The organism is Ignavibacteria bacterium, assembly GCA_017302895.1.
In the GTDB taxonomy this organism is placed as follows: Bacteria; Bacteroidota; Ignavibacteria; order Ignavibacteriales; family Ignavibacteriaceae; genus UTCHB3.
Genome location: JAFLBV010000003.1, coordinates 68,806 through 88,024 on the forward strand (window position 1 = coordinate 68,806; position 19,219 = coordinate 88,024).

General features: G+C 42.0%; 11 protein-coding genes. 9 read left to right on the forward strand and 2 right to left on the reverse strand.

Going from position 1 to position 19,219, the window contains the following annotated elements:
* Nucleotides 1-56 precede the first annotated feature (56 nt).
* The gene (locus tag J0L60_12595; protein MBN8546962.1) at nt 57-3,101 is read right to left on the reverse strand and encodes a S8 family serine peptidase; all 3,045 of its coding nucleotides are present in this window, start codon (nt 3,099-3,101) and stop codon (nt 57-59) included.
* A 289-nt stretch (nt 3,102-3,390) separates the two neighbouring features.
* Here J0L60_12595 and pyrR point away from each other — a divergent pair, with 289 nt between their 5' ends.
* The 9 genes from pyrR (at nt 3,391) to J0L60_12640 (ending at nt 18,009) form a co-directional block, all read left to right on the forward strand.
* Complete coding sequence (pyrR, locus tag J0L60_12600; GenBank protein MBN8546963.1) at nt 3,391-3,933, forward strand: bifunctional pyr operon transcriptional regulator/uracil phosphoribosyltransferase PyrR; 543 nt, start codon at nt 3,391-3,393, stop codon at nt 3,931-3,933.
* Between the two features lie 22 nt (nt 3,934-3,955).
* Nucleotides 3,956-4,888 carry an aspartate carbamoyltransferase catalytic subunit gene (locus J0L60_12605; GenBank protein ID MBN8546964.1) on the forward strand — a complete coding sequence of 311 codons (933 nt, stop codon included), beginning with the start codon at nt 3,956-3,958 and terminating at the stop codon, nt 4,886-4,888.
* 1 nt (nt 4,889) lies between these two features.
* The gene (locus J0L60_12610) at nt 4,890-6,164 is read left to right on the forward strand and encodes a dihydroorotase (protein MBN8546965.1); all 1,275 of its coding nucleotides are present in this window, start codon (nt 4,890-4,892) and stop codon (nt 6,162-6,164) included.
* A 194-nt stretch (nt 6,165-6,358) separates the two neighbouring features.
* A complete protein-coding gene (locus J0L60_12615) occupies nt 6,359-7,168 on the forward strand; it encodes a hypothetical protein (GenBank protein ID MBN8546966.1) in 810 nt (269 codons plus the stop codon).
* Nucleotides 7,169-7,198: 30 nt separating this feature from the next.
* Nucleotides 7,199-7,639, forward strand: a complete 441-nt coding sequence (locus tag J0L60_12620; GenBank protein MBN8546967.1) for a DUF4783 domain-containing protein — start codon at nt 7,199-7,201, stop codon at nt 7,637-7,639.
* Nucleotides 7,609-11,412 carry a HAMP domain-containing protein gene (locus tag J0L60_12625; protein ID MBN8546968.1) on the forward strand — a complete coding sequence of 1,268 codons (3,804 nt, stop codon included), beginning with the start codon at nt 7,609-7,611 and terminating at the stop codon, nt 11,410-11,412. The genes J0L60_12620 and J0L60_12625 overlap by 31 nt, the downstream gene beginning before the upstream one ends.
* A gap of 115 nt (nt 11,413-11,527) precedes the next feature.
* Complete coding sequence (locus J0L60_12630; protein MBN8546969.1) at nt 11,528-15,289, forward strand: UvrD-helicase domain-containing protein; 3,762 nt, start codon at nt 11,528-11,530, stop codon at nt 15,287-15,289.
* A 27-nt stretch (nt 15,290-15,316) separates the two neighbouring features.
* Entirely contained in the window at nt 15,317-16,387 is a 1,071-nt protein-coding gene (locus J0L60_12635) for an N-acetylmuramoyl-L-alanine amidase (GenBank protein MBN8546970.1), read from the forward strand.
* A 14-nt stretch (nt 16,388-16,401) separates the two neighbouring features.
* On the forward strand, nt 16,402-18,009 hold the full coding sequence (locus J0L60_12640; protein ID MBN8546971.1) for a spore maturation protein: 1,608 nt from the start codon (nt 16,402-16,404) through the stop codon (nt 18,007-18,009).
* A gap of 68 nt (nt 18,010-18,077) precedes the next feature.
* On the opposite strand, the gene J0L60_12645 is transcribed toward J0L60_12640, so the two are convergent.
* Nucleotides 18,078-18,686, reverse strand: coding sequence for an OmpA family protein (locus J0L60_12645; GenBank protein MBN8546972.1), 609 nt, complete (start codon nt 18,684-18,686; stop codon nt 18,078-18,080).
* Between the last annotated feature and the right edge of the window lie 533 nt (nt 18,687-19,219).

Below are 19,219 nucleotides of genomic sequence, written 5' to 3' on the forward strand. Positions count from 1 at the left end.
AAACGAGCAAAAAAAGAGCCGGATTAACCGGCTCTCACAAAAAATTAACACTTATTTTACTTCAGAAGCATCATTTTCATCGTTTTCGAGAACTTGTTGCCACCCGCTGCCTCTGCATTTATCGTATAAATGTAGAGTCCGCTGTTCAGCTTAGTTGCATCAAAAACCACTGAATGGTTGCCTGCGGCGATGCTGCCATTAACGAGTGTCATAACTTCCTGACCAATTGCATCAAAAACCTTTAGGGTTACTTTTGCTTCGACAGGAAGAGCGAAATTAATGGTTGTTGAAGGATTGAATGGATTCGGATAATTCTGACCAAGTCCAAATTCAACTGGCATATCAACATTTACTTCAACTTCACTGCTGTATTCGAAGTTACCATTCAAGTCAACTTGTTTAAGCCTGTAAGTGTAGTTGGATGCTGTCAGACCTTTGTCAACAAACGAGTAGCTGTTCGATTCAGTTGTTGTGCCCTTGCCGGCTACAAATCCAACTTTTTCAAATGATCCGTTTCCTGATTTTCTTTCCACTTCAAAACCAAGGTTATTGGTCTCTGTGGCAGTTGTCCAACCAAGCTCTGCGGAATTACCTTTTGCATTAACAGAGAAAGAAGAAAGTTCAACAGGAACAGGGGCTGCTGTTATAAGTGTGAGTGTCCACCCTTTAACATGCCCTGTATCCGTATTTGCGTCATCGTATACTCTGAGAATCCAAGCACCCGCCGACTGTTTGTTAGCGAAGGTTGAAAGCAAACCTTCAGGTTTGAAAGTTCCCGTAAATGGAGCAGTTCCAGCAGTAACAAGAGCTGTTGCTTCATCATCGAATATCGTACCAATGTAGTTATCACTCGACGAACCGTTATCAGTAGAAAGCTCGATCTCTGTGCCATCAGGAGCTTTTAAGTAAATATCCAAATCAGCATCATAAGTATGCATTATGGTGTCAAGGCGAACAATAACTTTCACAATGTTAGCTTCCATCGCAGGGACGAGTACTGTATCAACTGCACTTTGGAGATCTCGGATGGCAACATATTTCTTCTTCGAATATACCGATGCATATATACCAACACCGGTCGGAGTTGAATTTCCGGGCTGGCTTGCATATCCACTGTCGTAAGCGACAACATTAAACACATGTATTCCGGTTGGTAACCCGTCAGCAACGAAATTGTTGACAGTACCGTTAACTTTTCCGAGGCGAAGGTTTCCATTTGCCCAAACAACTGAAGAATCGACAACAATTGTATTTCCGTTGATGTTTGTTGTCGGTACAGTCCAGTTCACAGTCACCTGATTGTTTGCACCAGTCCAGTTCGCAACTACATTAGTCGGAGCTACTGGAGCAGGAGGTGGAATTGTAGCAAATGACCATACACCACCGATTGTCGAATCGCTTGCATCGGAAACAACTATTCTCCAGTGATATGTGGTACCATATGCCAGAGATGAAGGATGCGTATAAGATGTATAAACCGCACCGGCTCTCACAATGGCTGAAGGATTCATCGTTACAACAGCATTCATGTCTGATGAGAAATAAACTGTCGATTTAACAGTTCCGGCAGGGTTCGACCACGAAAGTGTTGGTGAACTAACCAAAGGAATGTTTGTTGCACCGATCGCTGGAACAGGATTGCCCGGGAATCCCGGTCCTGTTGCGAGCAATGTGTATGCAGCAAAAACATCAATAAGTCCTCTTCCATAGTTGTTATCTTCACCGGCTGCTCCGAGATCGCGGGCAGTCTGATAGAGAGCCATTTTAATTTGATGGCCTGTCAGATTCGGGAAAGCAGATTTCAACAATGCAACAGCACCCGCAACATGGGGTGATGCCATTGATGTACCGTCAAGACTCGAATAGGAATTGTCACCACTCCCATAAGAGGATCTGACTCCAACACCGGGCGCAGAAACTTCAGGCTTGATCAGAAGTGATCCGGTGCCTCCACAAGTCGAAGGACCGCGGCTTGAGAAACTGGCTATCGGGTTCGTACTTCCACCGAGCCATGCTGCACCATCTATTGCAGCCATAGCAAAAACATTCACTTCATTTGTGTTTATGTTTTTTGGCATGGTGATGGTTGAAGGATTTGGTCCGCTGTTACCTGCCGAAAAACAGATTGCGATACCTGCTGCTTCAACGGCATTAAATAACTGTACAAATTCTCCGGCGCATTGATTAACTGTAGCGGGTTCGTACCAGCTGTTGTTAATTGATGCGGGCATATCAGAAGTGGTAGCAGGATTTCCGTCGGGATCCATTGCCCATTGGAATGCAGTTATGTGGTTCGTCACAGAATTGCCTGTACAAATGGTTTTGGCTGCCATCCACTGTGCGTCAGGGGCTACACCAACAGTATCACCTGATGCAGATCTTCCGACCATAGTGCCCATCGTATGAGTGCCATGTCCGTCACAATCAGACGGTGTGGTTGTACCGGCACCCGGATCAAGCCATGCTTGATTAGCCGGTGCAAAATTGCCTCTCCACCTTGCAGCGAGTGCCACATGCGTGTGACGGACACCGGTGTCTTCTCCCATTACAATGGTTCCGGCACCGGTAATACCCATCTGCCACAACAGATGTGCATTAATAATTTTTACTCCCGGCTCAACTGCTTCCTTTCCCTCAGATTTAGGTGCGTCCCTGAAATTTAAAGGTTTGTCGAGATAGGTCGGGACATCGAGATCCATGGCAACCAGATCCATGCTGTTGCCAAGTTCTTCAAAAACCGATTTTTTGGCTTCAACTGCTATCGCATTAATAACCCAGAATGGCTTAAATGTATAAACCGCTCTGTCAACAGATTTCGATTCAAGGTATTTGATCAGATTTCTTTGAGTGCCCGACGCTTTGTTCTGCAAGGCAGTTATTACGGTTTCAGCACGCAGTGAAGGGGAGGCTTTCTGTTTATAAAGCTCCTGATCGAGTTTTAAAACATCAACCTGATCACGAAGAAAGATAATTCCCTTCACATATTCATCGTTACTGCTGTTTTGCAGTGCCCGGTTTAAACGGGTGGAAACTTCGGGTTGCGAATACGCTGTCAGGAACAATCCCGACATAACCCAGAAAAACAGTAAGAGTTTTCTCACTATTGGCTCCATTGTTGTGTGATATATATTAGATGTGTAATGTTAAATTACAAAAAAAATCGGACTGTCACAACATAAATCAATCGGAATGTTGCTTTTTCATCCCGTAAATTTTTTATGACCTATTGCCCGATTGAGAAAAAAATGTTAAGTTTCGGATATAAATCACCTTTAATTCTGTTCAGCGAAATGGAAAAGGAGTCCACACACAAATGCATCTAAATTTTCCCATCTTTCACAATTCCGAAAGGAACCTCCCGGCTCTCTGCGCCCGGAGGTTTTTTATTATATGAACATCAAAGCAAAAATTCTCGATCAGGAAGCCCTCCAACGAGTCGTGACCCGCATGGCTCATGAAATTGTTGAGAAAAACAAAGGAACCGATAATCTCATTATTATGGGATTAAGAACCAGAGGAGAGTACCTCGCCACACGATTAAAAAACAAAATCTTCGAAATTGAGAATGTAGAAGTACCTCTCGGCATTCTCGATGTCACCCTCTACAGAGACGATTTCCGCACCAGACTTAAACAACCACAGGTTTCCGTTTCCAATATCACTTTCGATATTACTGAAAAAAACATTGTCCTCGTTGATGATGTACTCTATACGGGAAGAACAATCCGCTCGGCTCTCTGTGCAATCATGGATTTTGGAAGACCTGCGACCATAAAACTATGTTGTCTCGTCGACCGAGGTCATCGTCAGCTTCCCATAAAGGCAGATATCATCGGAAAGAACATCCCCACTTCAATTAATGAGGAAGTGAGAGTAAAACTCGTTGAGCACGACGGCGAGGATGCCGTTTACCTGGTTGAGGCTGAAAAATGAAAATTAAAAACGGAATAAAAAAATGCAACTGAAAATTAAACACCTGCTCGGGCTCGAAAATGTGAGCAGTTCAGATATCCAGACCATTCTGGATACCGCTGTTTCCTTCAAGCAAGTGCTCGAGAGACCCATCAAAAAAGTCCCCACCCTGCAGGGAAAAACCATCGTTAACCTCTTTTATGAAAATTCCACCCGAACCAGAATATCCTTTGAACTCGCAGAAAAAAGACTCTCTGCGGATTCTGTAAATTTCTCCGTATCAGGCTCGAGTGTATCGAAAGGTGAAACTTTCAAAGACACAGTAAGAAACATTGAGGCTATGAAAGTCGACATGGTTGTCGTCAGACACGCCTCGGCAGGAGTTCCACTTTACCTGACTAAAATAACCGACTCCATAGTTATAAATGCGGGAGACGGTATACATGAGCACCCGACTCAGGCACTTTTGGACATGTACTCAATCAGAGAGAAGTTTGGAAAACTCGAAGGATTGAAAGTGTGTATTGTGGGTGATATTGCTCATTCCAGAGTTGCATTGTCGAATATCTTTGGTCTAAAAGCGATGGGTGCCGATGTGTCTGTTTGCGGTCCGGCAACACTCATCCCTCGGAACATCTCGGATCTTGGGGTTAAAGTTATCCACAACATCGACGAGGCAATTCAGGAAAACGATGTTCTTAATATCCTTCGAATCCAACTCGAAAGAAAGGCAAAAGCATCATTTCCTTCAACCCGTGAATATCACAAGTTCTACGGAATAACAAAGGAAAGACTCGAAAAAAACAAGAAGGATGTTTTGCTCCTTCACCCGGGACCTATAAACAGGGGTGTGGAAATATCTTCCGAAATGGCTGATGGAGAGCACCAGATAATTCTTGAACAGGTTACAAACGGGGTTGCTGTAAGAATGGCAATCCTGTATCTTCTTGGAACCAGACATGGCGAGGAAAACTAACATGCAAACATTATTAAAGAGCCTTCGTATCATTGATCCAGAACTTGGTCTCGATCTCATTTCTGATATCCTGATAGACGACGGTGTTATCACGAAAATTGCTCCTGAAATTGAATTAAACGACTGGAATGTGGATATCCACGATTACTCCGGATGTGTAGCGGCACCCGGTTTTATCGACATTCATGTTCATCTCCGTGAACCCGGAAGAGAAGATGAAGAAACTGTGGAAACAGGATGTGTAGGAGCTGCAGCCGGCGGTTTTACAGCAGTTGCATGCATGCCAAACACCGATCCGGCGATCGATTCAGCCGAAATAGTTGAATCAATTATCGCAAAAGCAGCTAAAACACCCGTCGATGTATTTCCGGTCGCTGCCGCAACTATGGGTCGAAAAGGTGAAAGCCTCTCCCCTGTTGGTGAATTGAAGGAGGCCGGTGCAGTAGCTTTCTCTGATGATGGAGTCGCCATTAAAACAGCATCAATCCTAAGAAAAGTAATGGAATATGCCTCCATGTATGACCTTCCTGTCATTGAACACTGTGAAGACGAGTCTCTTGCCGGTGGTTCGATGAATGAGGGATTAAATTCAACCCGCTTTGGGCTCACCGCGGTTCCACCGATAGCCGAGGAACTGACCGTTGCAAGAGATATCATGATGGCTGAGTACACAGGTGCAAAAGTCCACATAGCTCATATCTCAACCGCAAAGGCAGTCCAGCTCGTTAGAGAAGGAAAAGCTAAAGGAATTAAGGTAACGTCAGAAGTAACTCCACACCACTTTATTCTTACAGATGACTGCTTAGCAGATTACGACACCAATTTCAAAATGAATCCTCCCCTTCGAACATCAGACGATGTGAAAGCAATGATTGAAGGCCTGAAAGACGGCACAATCGATTGTATAGCATCTGATCATGCACCGCATTCCATTGAAGAAAAGGAAATGGAGTTTGAGTATGCTCCGAACGGTATTCTTGGACTTGAAACCACTCTAAGCCTCACTCTCCATCATCTTTACCATGGTGGAGTCTTGTCTCTCAATCAGATTATTGAGAAACTGTCAGTTAATCCCAGAAAATTGCTTAAAATCCCAATACCTGCTGTAAAGGAAGGTGATAAGGCGAATTTGACGATTTTTAATCCCGATGCTGAACGAATGGTGAAAGTATCAAGATTCAAATCAAAATCGAAAAACTCCCCTTTTGATGGATATGTCCTAAAGGGCAGCCCGGTGGCAATCTTCAACAAAGGCAAACTGATCACTGCTGAATAAATTCTTTCAAGGGAGGCTGTTTTGTGCAGTCTCCCCGCTGTTTTCAAACAATTCTCCTCTTTTTTATACATCTGTTCAATTTTGTAAACAATCACCTGCCGTAAACTCCTTTAATACCGCCTGAAACAGCAATTATGGTTTTGGCACAGTTGTTGCAGTATAAGTGCAGAAACATTTTAACAAGAGGTGATACCATGAAAAAGACTGGTTTAATTTTAGCAATAGCAACAACAATCCTGCTTCTGTCGGGATGCAGATTCAGAAACGACTTCTTTAACGATCCGTATTATGACGATCGGGCTCCATCGGTTCCAAAAAATGTTGAAGTACTCAATGGTGACGGAGTTGCTACTGTCATCTGGGATCACAGCCCCGAATCAGATGTAAAAGGCTACAGAGTCTACTCTTCATCCAGCTTCAGTGGTCGATACGAATATATCGCAACTGTTTATGGAAATCAGTATGACGATTATGGTGTAAGGAACGGTGACCAATATTTTTACGCTGTTACTGCTTACGATATTAACGGGAATGAATCAGACTTGAGCTACGAATATGCTTACGCAGTACCAAGACCCGAAGGTTTTGGAAAAATGCTGTACGAAGCCAATGCTTTCCCTGCATCTTCAGGATATGACTTCTCCGGATACAGAACTGTAGCATGGAACGCTCAGGATGCAGACTTCTTCTTCGAAAAGGTAAACGGGGTTTATTATCTATCGGTCTACGATGACACAGACATCAAAGACATGGGGACAACAAATAACATCTACGATATCGAATTCGCCCCTTCATCCGGGTGGGCTCCTGACAAAACCGCAAAAGTGTACGCCGGCAGAACATATGTCTTCTGGTTATGGGATAACAAATATGCAAAGATCAGAGTAAAGTCGATATCAGCAGACAGAATAGTATTCGACTGGGCTTATCAGACAGTAGAAGGCGAACCGCAACTGAAGCCATCAGTAATAAAAGGCAAAAGACCAATCGCAAGGGTTCAATAATTAAACTTAACTCCTTACACGGAGACTGAAATGAAAACTCTAACTCAATCCTTAATTCTTCTGACGCTCCTGACCTTCGGGTTGGGAGCTCAGGTTTATAACTTCGACAACAATAAAGCCGGGCAGAAGTTTCCAAACCCGCAAGGAGTCCTGCAGGAGATCGAATCCGGTATCAATAAAGGCGATGCATCACTCTTCACAAAATATTTATCCGAGAATTCCTACATAAATCTTCCAAATGGCGTTTCAGGCTATTTTAGCAGCAACCAATCTTTTTATATTTTGAAAGACTTTTTTAAAACTTTTGTTCCTGTTTCCTTTTCATTCACTGAAACAGGTAACAGCAGAAACCCCGTGGCTACGGGAAGGTTGAAATTCGATCAAAATGGAAAGAGAGATAGTGCTACTGTTTATATCGCCTTGTCGTTTGAAGGTAACTCTTGGAGGATAACTCAACTTTCCGTCAATTAACCGGTGCCGGAATTCATGGTATCTTTTTCAGATTCCGGAAGTCAGTATTAATTGCTGCTTCCGGAATACTTTTTTTAATACTTCTTCTTTTTTATCACTCCGAAAACACAGACTTCTCCGGCAATAAAGCTGTCGACCAAAAAGTTAAAGATTCATTTATTGAAGCCTTTCACAATGAATACAAAACACTGGAGAATTACCACAGCAACCTGATTAAAAAAATTTCGCTGAAAGGCATAAATGCCTTCACAACTGATGAAAGCCGGAATAAATCCAATTCTGCGTTTTTTTCTTTGGATGGCAAGTTTGTCGCAGGATTCTCTCTCCTCTCTCAACTTGACAAGGAACAATTTCTTAAGTTAAAAAAAGAGAGATCCCTCATCCTCTTAAATTCCTTAAGGGCAGACCTGGCGTTATCATCCGAAATAAATTTTCAGGGATCGCGTTACATTCTGGTTTCTGTCACATTAATCGACAAATTTTATTCTCTCAAGAATCAGTACGATGATCCGGATAATTTCTTCACAAGTTTTGAAAAGAAAACAGGAACAACCGTTTCGATCACAGGTTCCGGGGGTAAAAATATTCTTCAGCTTACATCACCAGATGGAAGAGTGCTGGCTGAAGTTGCGCTTGAAAATTCTGATTCGAGCCGAATAAAATCGTCCGTGTTCCTGACTGTATTCAGAATATTTCTCTTTGTGGCTTCCACGCTTCTGCTGTTTCATGCCTGCTATCTGTTTATCACCGGGGCGAAAAGTAAATTTAGAACCGGCTTGGAGACGGTGAAACCGGGATATTTATTTCCCGGAGTGCTTATCGCACTTTTTGTGGTTTTGTCTCTAAGAATATTTCTCCTGAACTTCGATGCCGGAATTCTGCTCGGACTCAAAGATTTTGACAACCCTGCAAACTATTCTTCTCCATTTGGTTTTGGTGTTGCGGGTTCTCCGGTCAATCTTCTTATCACTTCATTTTTAGGGACAATTTTTACCGCCACTCTCCTTTCTGCCGTAATTCGAAACAACAGGAAACAGAGTAACCACCCGTCAATACTGGCAATAAGGGCATTTATATCAATTTTCCTGTCAGTTCTTCTCCTCAGAGGATTTGCCGCAGTTCAGCGAAGTATAGTCTATGACAGCTCCCTTCGCTACTTTATGGGAGACTCGATACTTCCCGGAAAAGATGTTATCCTCATGAACATCAGCATTCTGATGGCATCATTTACGCTTGTGTCTCTGACTGTAATGTTCATAGCTTCAGCGATAAACTCCCTTCATCTGTCATTGAACAGATTGAAATTCGCTTCGACACCCGGTATTCTGTTGCCGGCTCTTAAGATTATTGCAGTGGTTGTATCAATACTCCCCGGGCTGCTTTATTTTGCAGTGTTCGAGAAGGAGATGATTCTGCCACTTCCGTCACTTCTGATTTCTCTGTTGCTGCTGGTGGCAGTCTATTTTGTCCTCGGAAAACAAAACGCGCTCGTTTCAACTTTCCTTGTCATCGCACTCATATCTTCAACCTCCTCCATAATTTTGTTGAGCAAGTTCAACGAAGACCTTGAGAAAGATTCCCTTAAGAAAATTGCATTGGAGATCAACAGACCAACTGACACTTTTATGCGCTTTTTGGTACAGCAATCTCTTTCTGTTGTCTTGCGAATGAATGTATCACCTCAAAACAATGAGGCAACCTTAACGGGAATGGCTTTTAGAGTCTGGTCGGGCAGCATTTTAAACGGTGAAGTATACCCGTGCAAAATTTCAATCTATAGAGGAGCCACACAAAAAGATATTTTCTCTCCCTTCGGTATTCCGTCACTCAACGAGTTTAATGACGCACCCGACACTTCCCTGACGGATATTGCGATACGGGACTCGGCGGTCAGCGAAGGAAAACTGATAACAGGTGCAATTCCTTTTGCAGAGAGCGATTCCACAAAATATTTTGCCGTCGTAACGATATTAAAACGGGATTTCCATGTACCCGGCGCCGGAATCCCCCTCTTTATGCGTCCTGAAACCAACCCTGTAAATGATATCATAGATCTTAGGCGCATGTCAATTTTCAAGTTCGTAAATGATACCCCGATCGGAAGTTTTGGAGCGGTACAAATCCCGGACAAAGAAATAGTAAATATCAGAGACAAGTATAAATCAGGAAGAGTAGAGGAACTTTACCGGACAACCATCTCCGGTCAGGAGGCAAGTATATTTTACCTGCTCTCAAATCAGGGGGAATTAAACAGTCTCACTGTGTTGATACTCAAGGATAAAGACCCTGTGAGAATTCTCTTCAACTTCTTTAAATTGTTCTTTCTTCACTCGCTTTTCATCCTCTTGCTTCTGCTTGTAGTCGCGATCGTAAGGTTCAGAAAGATTTACGAACTTTTCTTCAGGTTCAGATTTCAGTTGACAGTCAGTTTTATGATTATGTCGGCAATTCCGATTTTAGCTCTTGCACTTTTTAACCGGGATAATCAGGCATCAGTTGATGAAAAAAACAGATATTTTGCCCTGAAATCAAGAGCCGAGAAGGTTAAACAGATTGTGCAGACTCTGGAGCCGGGCAGCTCATCATTGAACCTGACGGGCATTCCCTCATCCATATACAGAGACGGGAAATTGTTTTTTATATCACCAAATGAAGCCAAGGCACCCTTCATTCCCGGATATCTGCAGTTACCGGCCAGCTCCCCGGGACTGGTACCGGTCGAGGACTTTTTCCTCACACAACACTTCGACAGATATAAATACTTCTCATTTTCCCATTCCTGGCTCAACAACGGGAAGATTTTTACCGTTCTTGTGAACGATATCTCAGACAGGGATGAACAGTCACTAACGCTCCTTGAATTTGATGTTTTTCTGTTTGGAGTCTACTCTCTAGCAATTATTCTGACCTCCATTCTTGCTACTTTCATTTCGGGAAGGATTTCCTCTCCCCTACTAAAGCTGACGAAAGCCACCAATTCAGTTGCTTTGGGTAATTTTGATTATGACATCTCTTCAGGCAATAAAGGCGAAATTGGCGAGTTGATCAGGGGATTTCGATATATGACCGATGAGTTGAAAAAAAATCAGGATGAAATAGCACTTCTCGAACGGGAAGCTGCCTGGAAGGAGATGGCAAAACAAGTTGCACATGAAGTTAAAAACCCCCTTACACCCATGAAATTGAGCGTTCAGCACTTGCTTTCCGCTTATAAGGATGGTGCACCAAATCTGCCCGAACTCACTGAGAAAATTCTTGTTTCCATTCTTAAGCAGATAGAAATACTTAATCAGACGGCATCAGAGTTTTCGCGTTTCGCGAAAATGCCAGGATTTCAGCCACACCCTGTGAACATTTCATCCCTTATTCTGGAAATAAAAGATCTGTATACAGGCTCTCCACTAAGATTTGAATTTCGAAGTGAGCTTGATAATGCTTTTATCCTGGGTGACGAATCTTACTTCAAAAGATCGATGATCAATCTTATCAAAAATGCAATCCAGGCAGGAGCTTCATCTGTCACAGTTAAACTCACTCAAATCGAAAACGAGTATGAATTGACCGTTCTGGATAACGGAAAAGGCATCACCGAAGAAACAGCTTCCAAAATTTTTGAGATTAACTTTACCACAAAAGTAACAGGCACAGGGCTGGGATTAAAACTGACCCGAAGGTTTGTAGAATCTGTTGGGGGATCAATCGAACTTCTGAAAAGTGAAGAGGGCACACTTTTCAAGATGAAATTCCCGGTTTATAAGGAGAAACTTGATTGATCAATTCTTTATTTTTTATACCGGCATGCAATATTTCGAATTTGCTTCGTAAATTTGGCTCTGACATTCTGACATAAATCAACCTATACTAAACCTGACCGCAGAGGATAAATAAATGACCAAACTCACTCCAAAACAACAACAGGCTTCAGATCTTTCCAATCATATTCTGGTGACTGCAAATGCTGGTTCCGGCAAGACAAAAGTTTTATCCGGCAGATATATAGATGCTCTCCTGAACAAAAACATCAGAGTAAACGAGATAGCAGCCATCTCATTTACCGATAAAGCCGCCTCCGAACTCTATTCCAAAATCAGAGAACAGCTTGTAAAGAAATACAACGATTCAAAAGACGACAACGAGAAAACCAGATTAAACGGGTTAATCAAAGACCTGGTTAATTCAAATATTTCAACCTTCCATTCATTCTGCTCAAGTCTTCTGAAAGAGTATCCTCTGGAAGCGGGCCTTGATCCATCATTCAAACTTCTCGATGATCAATCTTCTGACAATCTGATAAGAGAAACTACAGACGAAATAATATCCCGTTCTCTCGTCGATGAAACGCTCAGTCCAGATATCAAAAAACTGATCAGACTTCTCAGAGGGACCTCCAGATTCAAGTCGACTATGAAAGAGATGATTGATGGAAGAAAAAGGGTACAATCGTGGCTCGACGGATTAGACGGGGATATCTCATCTGAAACAATATTAAAAAAATCAGTCGAATCCATAAATAGCTATATTGCAATTCTCTTCCCGACTCTTGATAAAATGGTTGAGGGGATAGCTTTCATTAACGACTTCGTAGCTTCCAAAGGGGAGAATGATTATGCGAATAAAATTTATGATCTGCTCACAGAATTTCATTCATCATCGGATAATATTGTAAAATTTGACATTCTTTCGCAGATTTTGAAAAATTTCCTTACAAAAGAAGGCGAAATCAGAAAAAAGAGTTACTTATCTGATAAGTTAAAAGCACTTGTTGATCCTGAAAAATTTGCTGAGATACAGGAAAACTGCCTGTACTTAAGGAAATTTTTTGAATTTGCTTCTAAAGAAGAAGACAAAACAAGCTACGACCATCTCAAGATTTATGCTGAGTACTCTTCTCTTTTTATCAAATTCTACAAAATTACTCTGGAACTTTTGAATAAAAAGAAAAAAGACATAAATGCCATTGATTTTGAGGATATGTTGATACTTACCGCAGAACTTTTAAAGAAGGATTCGGTAAGAAAGGCAATACAGGGCAGGTATAAATTCATGATGATCGATGAATACCAGGATACCAACGATCTTCAATTCGATATCTTTATTCCACTACTCGGAGACCTCTCTACCGGAAATCTCTATGTCGTTGGCGATAAAAAACAGAGCATCTACGGATTCAGAGATGCAGATCTCTCGGTTTTCGATCGAACAAAAGAGAAAATAGTATCTAATTCCGGTGAATCTGTCGTACTTGAGCACACCTTTAGACTTACAAGAGAATTGACTGCGTTCGTAAACAAAATATTCCCCCGTGTCTTCGCAGACAGAAATGAAATGCTGGACGGAACGGAAGAACAGTTTGCAAAAAAACGAAGTCTTATCAATGCAGTTGACTATGAGCAGACTGTTTTCTTCGATCTGGACAAAGAATACAAGGAAAGTGAAATTACCCTGCTGATAAACGATTTGTCGAAGAGCAACGACACATCAGTTGATATCGGGGATCAAAACAAATCCGGAACATCCGGCAAGAAGCAGGGACCAAACGCCAAACAGTCCCGTCAGGCTGAAGCCGAAATGCTCGCGGCTCATTTGGTGAAACACTTTGCTCATATTACCAAATTAAACAAAACCCTTGAAGAAAAACTGACAGTTGCAATACTTGTGCGAAAGTCAACTGCTATTGAGTACCTCGAAGAAGCTCTTACTGAGGCAGGAGTGCCCTATGAATTGATGGGCGGGAAAAAGTTCTATCAGCAGAAAGCGGTTGAAGATATCTCGATGATTTTTAACTTCCTGACAGATCCAGGAAATGATTTCAATCTCTATTCTTTGTTACGAAGCCCCTTCTTCTCAATCTCAGATGAGGATATCCTCTCAGTCTCTCAATCAGATGGTAATACTGCCTTTGAAAAACTTCGATTCATAGCGGGCGAAGAGAACCAAAGGTTAAATGTTGCGTATCAGACACTAGCCTCTCTTATCGATGTCTCTCAAGGTGCAAAACCATATAAGATCATCGACCATGTTTTGTCTAATACTCCATATCTCGCGGTTGTAAATAACAGACCAAACGGCAACCAGATTCTCGCAAATCTCAAGAAACTCCTTTCTCAGGCAGTCGAGTTCGAAAATAGTGCGTTTAATTCCATCCATGATTATAAATCGATGCTCCAAAGACTGATGAAGGAATCTGAGAAAGAGAGTCAGGCTCCGCTGTCTGAAGATACCGATACGGTAAAGATTATGACAATCCATCAGTCGAAGGGTCTTGAGTTTAACTCTGTTTACATCTATGGATGTGCAGAATCTGCCTTGTTGGAAGGCCCTCGGGACAAGTCACCGGTATCCGTCCACAAGGACCTTGGATTGAAATTTAAAATCTCCGAGTCAGATGATATTTACTATGACAATATCACTCATATTCACGACAAACTCGCTGATCTGATTGATAAGCAGGTTGACATAGAAGAGTTGAAACGGGTGTTTTATGTAGCTGTCACCCGGGCTGCGAATAATCTTTTTCTATCGGTTTCAATGAAGGATGATAATATCGTTGAAAACAGTTTCCTCCAAATGTTATTGAAAGGGCTGGGTATTCCTTTCCTCCCAAAAGAGGATTTTGACCTGGAAGCCGGTACGCTGACAACGGCTCGAAACGGAGAAGAAGGACAAATCGAGAGCAAAGAAGAGCAAATAACTTTGAAAATAAAGGTTTGCACCGATTTGGTCCAGGGGACAGTTAATCTCAAACCAGAACTTTCAGAGCGCCCTGCTCATGAGTTTTCTTTGTACCCTAATAAACTGGAGAAAAAACTTTCCAACGAAATAATCACAGCAACCAAATTCCTCTCGTTTCAACAATGCCCGTTCAAGTATTACCTGAATTACATCTCAGGAATCACCGGGATTCCGGGATTATCTGATTTTATTGCAGAGAACACAGACGCCGGAGAAGGGGAAGAAGACCTTTTGCAGGAGAGTGCGCTCGATGGAGCCGAAAACGGGAGTATAAATCTAGGCGAAATCAACTTTGGCGCTGCCATCGGTACTCTCGTCCATGAAGTCCTTGCGAAGACTTATTCACCCAGGCTGGATCAGGAGCTTGTCTCGTCAGTCGTCAATCAATTCCTTAGCGACAATCCTGATTTTTCGACAGAGAAAGAAGCTCTAATGAAGAATACATCAGGTAAGTTGGATAGTTTTTTCAAAAGCGATGTTGCATCTGAAATATTTAATCACACGAATTTCGATAATGAACGCGAAATTTTTGTTCAAGTGGACGATTTTTATTTGGTGGGTGTTATCGATAAGTTGATTATTTTAGATGACAAAATTGTAATAATTGATTACAAGACTGATAAAAATCCCGATGCCTCTCTTGCAAGATATGTCGATCAGTTAAAATACTATGCCTTTTTATGCTCAAGGATATTCCCGGAAGTGAAGGTTTTTGAACTTCGTCTGATTTTCCTCAACAATCCCGGACATTTCGAGCCGTTGACGGTGAACAGAAATGATATTGACATAACCGGGAAAAGGATTAGGGAATTTGTCGGGACTCTCAGGACGGCAATTAACTCAAACGGATTTCAAAAAAATACGAATCATTGTCCTGACTGCAGGTTCAGTTTTAATTCAGAAAAATGCTTTGTCTGATATTTACTTATTTTACCGGTTAAACAAATGAATTTAAATACCGTATCAAAGTCAATTGTCATAATTATTTTTGGTTCACTCTTCCTGTCTTACACAGGCTGCACTACGGTTAATCAGGTTTCACAAACATCCTGTTCTCTTTTTGAAATGCCTCCCGATCTTACAGATGCGGCCATAAATGACTCTGTGATCAAATTCTACTCTTCGGCGTTGAAAGGAAAAGTTTTCTTTCTCGATCCCGGACACGGTGGCAGCGACAGGAAAAACAAAAGTCCAAATGGTCTTGTTACAGAGGCTGATATTAATTTGAAGGTGGCGCTCTATTTAAGGGATTTCCTCACCCGGGCAGGAGCAAAGGTCTTGATGTCACGAGACACTGACAAGACCGTTGAACTGAAAGAGCGGAGCAGACTCGCAAATGAATCAGAGGCCGGATTTTTCATTTCAATTCATCATAATGCTCCCGGTAAACCAACCGATTCACATATTAACTACTCTTCCACTTACTATCATGCTACAGAAGATGATTTTGAACATCATCCTTCAAACAGAGATTTGGCAAAATATATTAATCGAGATCTGGCTTTCAATACCGGTCGCCCGCCGGGTCTGGCATCTTTTGATGGTACAGTTTCAGATTATCTTATTTACCCCGGGGACGGATTTTCTGTATTAAGAAATACAAATATCCCCGCTGTACTCGTTGAATGCTCCTTTTTCACCAACCTGAATGAAGAAATTCGACTTTCAGATTCCCTCTATAACAAACTTGAAGCATGGGGAATCTTCAAAGGCACGGGGAAATATTTCAGAGCTGCGGTTCCACAACTTTCATTGAAAACCAGGCAAATTGTGAAGAGCAAACTCGAACTAAAGGTGGACATCAATTCGAAACAGGAAATCCGGTCTCATCAAATTAAAGTGTTTAAAGACAAGGAATTACTCCCCGAAAAGTTTTATACTGTTTCCAATAATCTTCTGACCATCGATTTGGGTGATTCCTGGAAAAAAGAGACTGTTGTAAAGGTGGTTGTTACCAATAAATCCGGTTTGAGCAATTTACCTTTTGTTATCACACTCACACCTGAAGTAAACTAACAAGGAGAATGTAGATGCTCAATTATATCTGGGCTGTACTGATATTTCTCGGTTTCATTTCTGCGGTATTCTATGATTTGAGCGACTCCGCCACTTCAAAGTATCGAAATGGCACTGAAATTACCACCTTCTCGAAGATTGTCACTTCTTCTGAGGGTGTAAAAACCGTCGAAGTGATGCTCGATTCAACTTTGCTTTCCAAACACTTTGGTGTACCCGTCAGCGGAGTGATAAAAAGTGAAATCCCTCTCGAAAAACTGAAGGCAGCGCAGGAAGCAAGCATTACATTCAGGATTCCCGAGGATGCCGGTTCAATCATCAAGGAGATTGCAAAAGCCTCGGGAAAAGAGAATGACATAACTGCAACGATTTCACTCAAAACTGAGGAAAAAACGAGTGTAAAAAGTTCACTTGTATTGGAATCAGTCTCCTTGAAAAAGATAAAAGAGGTCACTAATTCAGCGATAAGTTACGCCGGAACAGCAGTAGAGATTGCTCTTGGTCTCGTTGGAATAATGGCAATGTGGCTCGGGATAATGAAGATTGCTGAAGCTGCCGGAATCATCAATTACATAGCTATCGCGATGAAACCGGTAACTAAAAGGCTTTTTCCGGATGTCCCTCATGATCATCCTGCAATTGGATCTATCATTATGAATATTTCGGCAAATTTCCTGGGTCTCTCAAATGCAGCCACTCCCTTCGGTTTAAAAGCAATGGAGGAGCTGGATAAATTAAATCCGGAAAAAGGAACTGCGACTAACGCAATGTGTACTTTTCTGGCAATTAATACCGCAGGAATGACTCTAATACCTGCCACTGCAATTGCTGTCAGAGCAGCCGCCGGTTCTACTCAACCTGCAGTAATCATCGGAACCTCATTGTTTGCATCTGCCTGTGCCACCACAGCGGGACTGATAGCGGTAAAGACTCTCGAAAAGTTCTCTGCTGACAGGAAAGAAGGTGTCGTGTTTCTTAAAAAAGTTGCAAAAAAGGCAATTTTTATCCTTCCTGTTATTGCGTTGATTATCTATCTATTTACTTCTGATATAATTTCATTGCCTTCAACCGGCTTCGATACGGCAATTCTGAAAGGGATTATCGATACATTTTCAGCATTGGCGATCCCGTTGATCATTTTTACATTCGTTCTCATCGGTATCCTGAAAAAAGTGAAGGTTTATGAGACCTTTATTGAGGGGGCTAAAGAGGGATTTGGAGTCGCTCTTAAAATTATCCCCTATCTTGTAGCCATGCTCGTTGCTATTGGAATTTTTAGAGCGAGTGGTGGAATGGATCTTCTGGTTTGGGTGCTTACACCCGTTACCAGTCTTGTTGGAATGCCGGCAGAAGCATTACCGATGGCACTGATGAGACCCCTTTCGGGAAGCGGTTCCATCGCAATAATGACCGAAATAATCAAGACTCACGGTCCTGATTCCATTCTTGGCCTGATGGTTTCCACCTTCTTCGGAAGTACGGAAACAACTTTTTATGTGCTGGCAGTCTATTTCGGTTCGGTAAGTGTAAAAAGAACCCGGCATGCACTCCCTGCAGGACTAATTGCAGATGTTACCGGCCTTCTGATGGCGGTATTTATTGTAAGACTATTATTCGGTTGATAAAGAAATAAAAAAAAAGAGGCTGCCCCGGATGAGGCAGCCTCTTCATAATTTAAAGAGTAATATTATTACTTGATTATTCTGAATTCCACTCTTCTGTTAAGGGCTCTTCCTTCTTTGGTAGAGTTGTCAGCAACAGGGTTGGTGTCAGCAACACCTTTGATAGTCATTCTTGAAGCTTCCACACCTTTTGAAACAAGGTAATCTTTCACATTTTGAGCACGCTTTACTGAAAGCGGGTTGTTACCTTTAAGGTCACCCTTGCTGTCTGTGTTTCCGATTATCTCAACGTTGACTTTCTTGTTTGCAATCAACTGAGCTGCGTTCTGTGCAAGAATAGCATAGTATTCTGATTTTATTTCCGCAGAACCTGAATCAAAGTTTATACCGACTAACACGATTTCATGATCAATAGCATCAGGTTTAGTGCTCTCAGGCTTGTTTTTCTTGATCATGTCCTCAATCTTCTTGTAGTCGATCTCAGGTGCAGGAGGAGGAGTCACTTTTGCATCATTAATCATTTTTTCGATTTTTTTGTAGTCGATCTCATTGGAAACGCCTTTTGGTAAATCGCAGATTTTCGTTTCTTTACCTCTCGAGAAATAATACATGATACCAAGATCGAGTGTAGTGTAACTGTCCAAAGTTCCACCGAAAAGTCCACCATTTGGTCCCATCAATCCGTCAAATTTATCGGTCGACAATGTATGATGACCAAGCTCAAGAAATGTAGAAAAATCCTTTGAAACAGGAAGATTTACACCTAAATTAACTGTCAGAGAAATCTCATTCAAGCTGGTTTTATCTGAAACGAATCTCACAGGATTAGTAACTTTGTAGGCTGTGACAGCAAATCCTGCACCACCGTAGACTTTTATGAAGTCGGTGCAAGGGTTGAAGGTCATCAGATAATTAATCCCAAAAGTAACGGCATCGGTAGAGGGACCGTTCACAACACCCAACGGAGCACCTTTGGAAGTGAACTTGAGATAACTCAATTTTACTCTGAATGCATTATATGCATCGAACTCACGCGTTAAGGAGAGTCCTGCCCCAAGGTCAAGATCTTCACCATATGTGTCTCCAAACATTCTTGGTGAAGTTGCAGACAGACCAACTGCCCATCCGTTTTCATATGTCTGTGCGTATCCAAGTGATGCAAACATCAAGAGGATAACAACTAAAAATTTTCTCACAACAACTCCTTGTC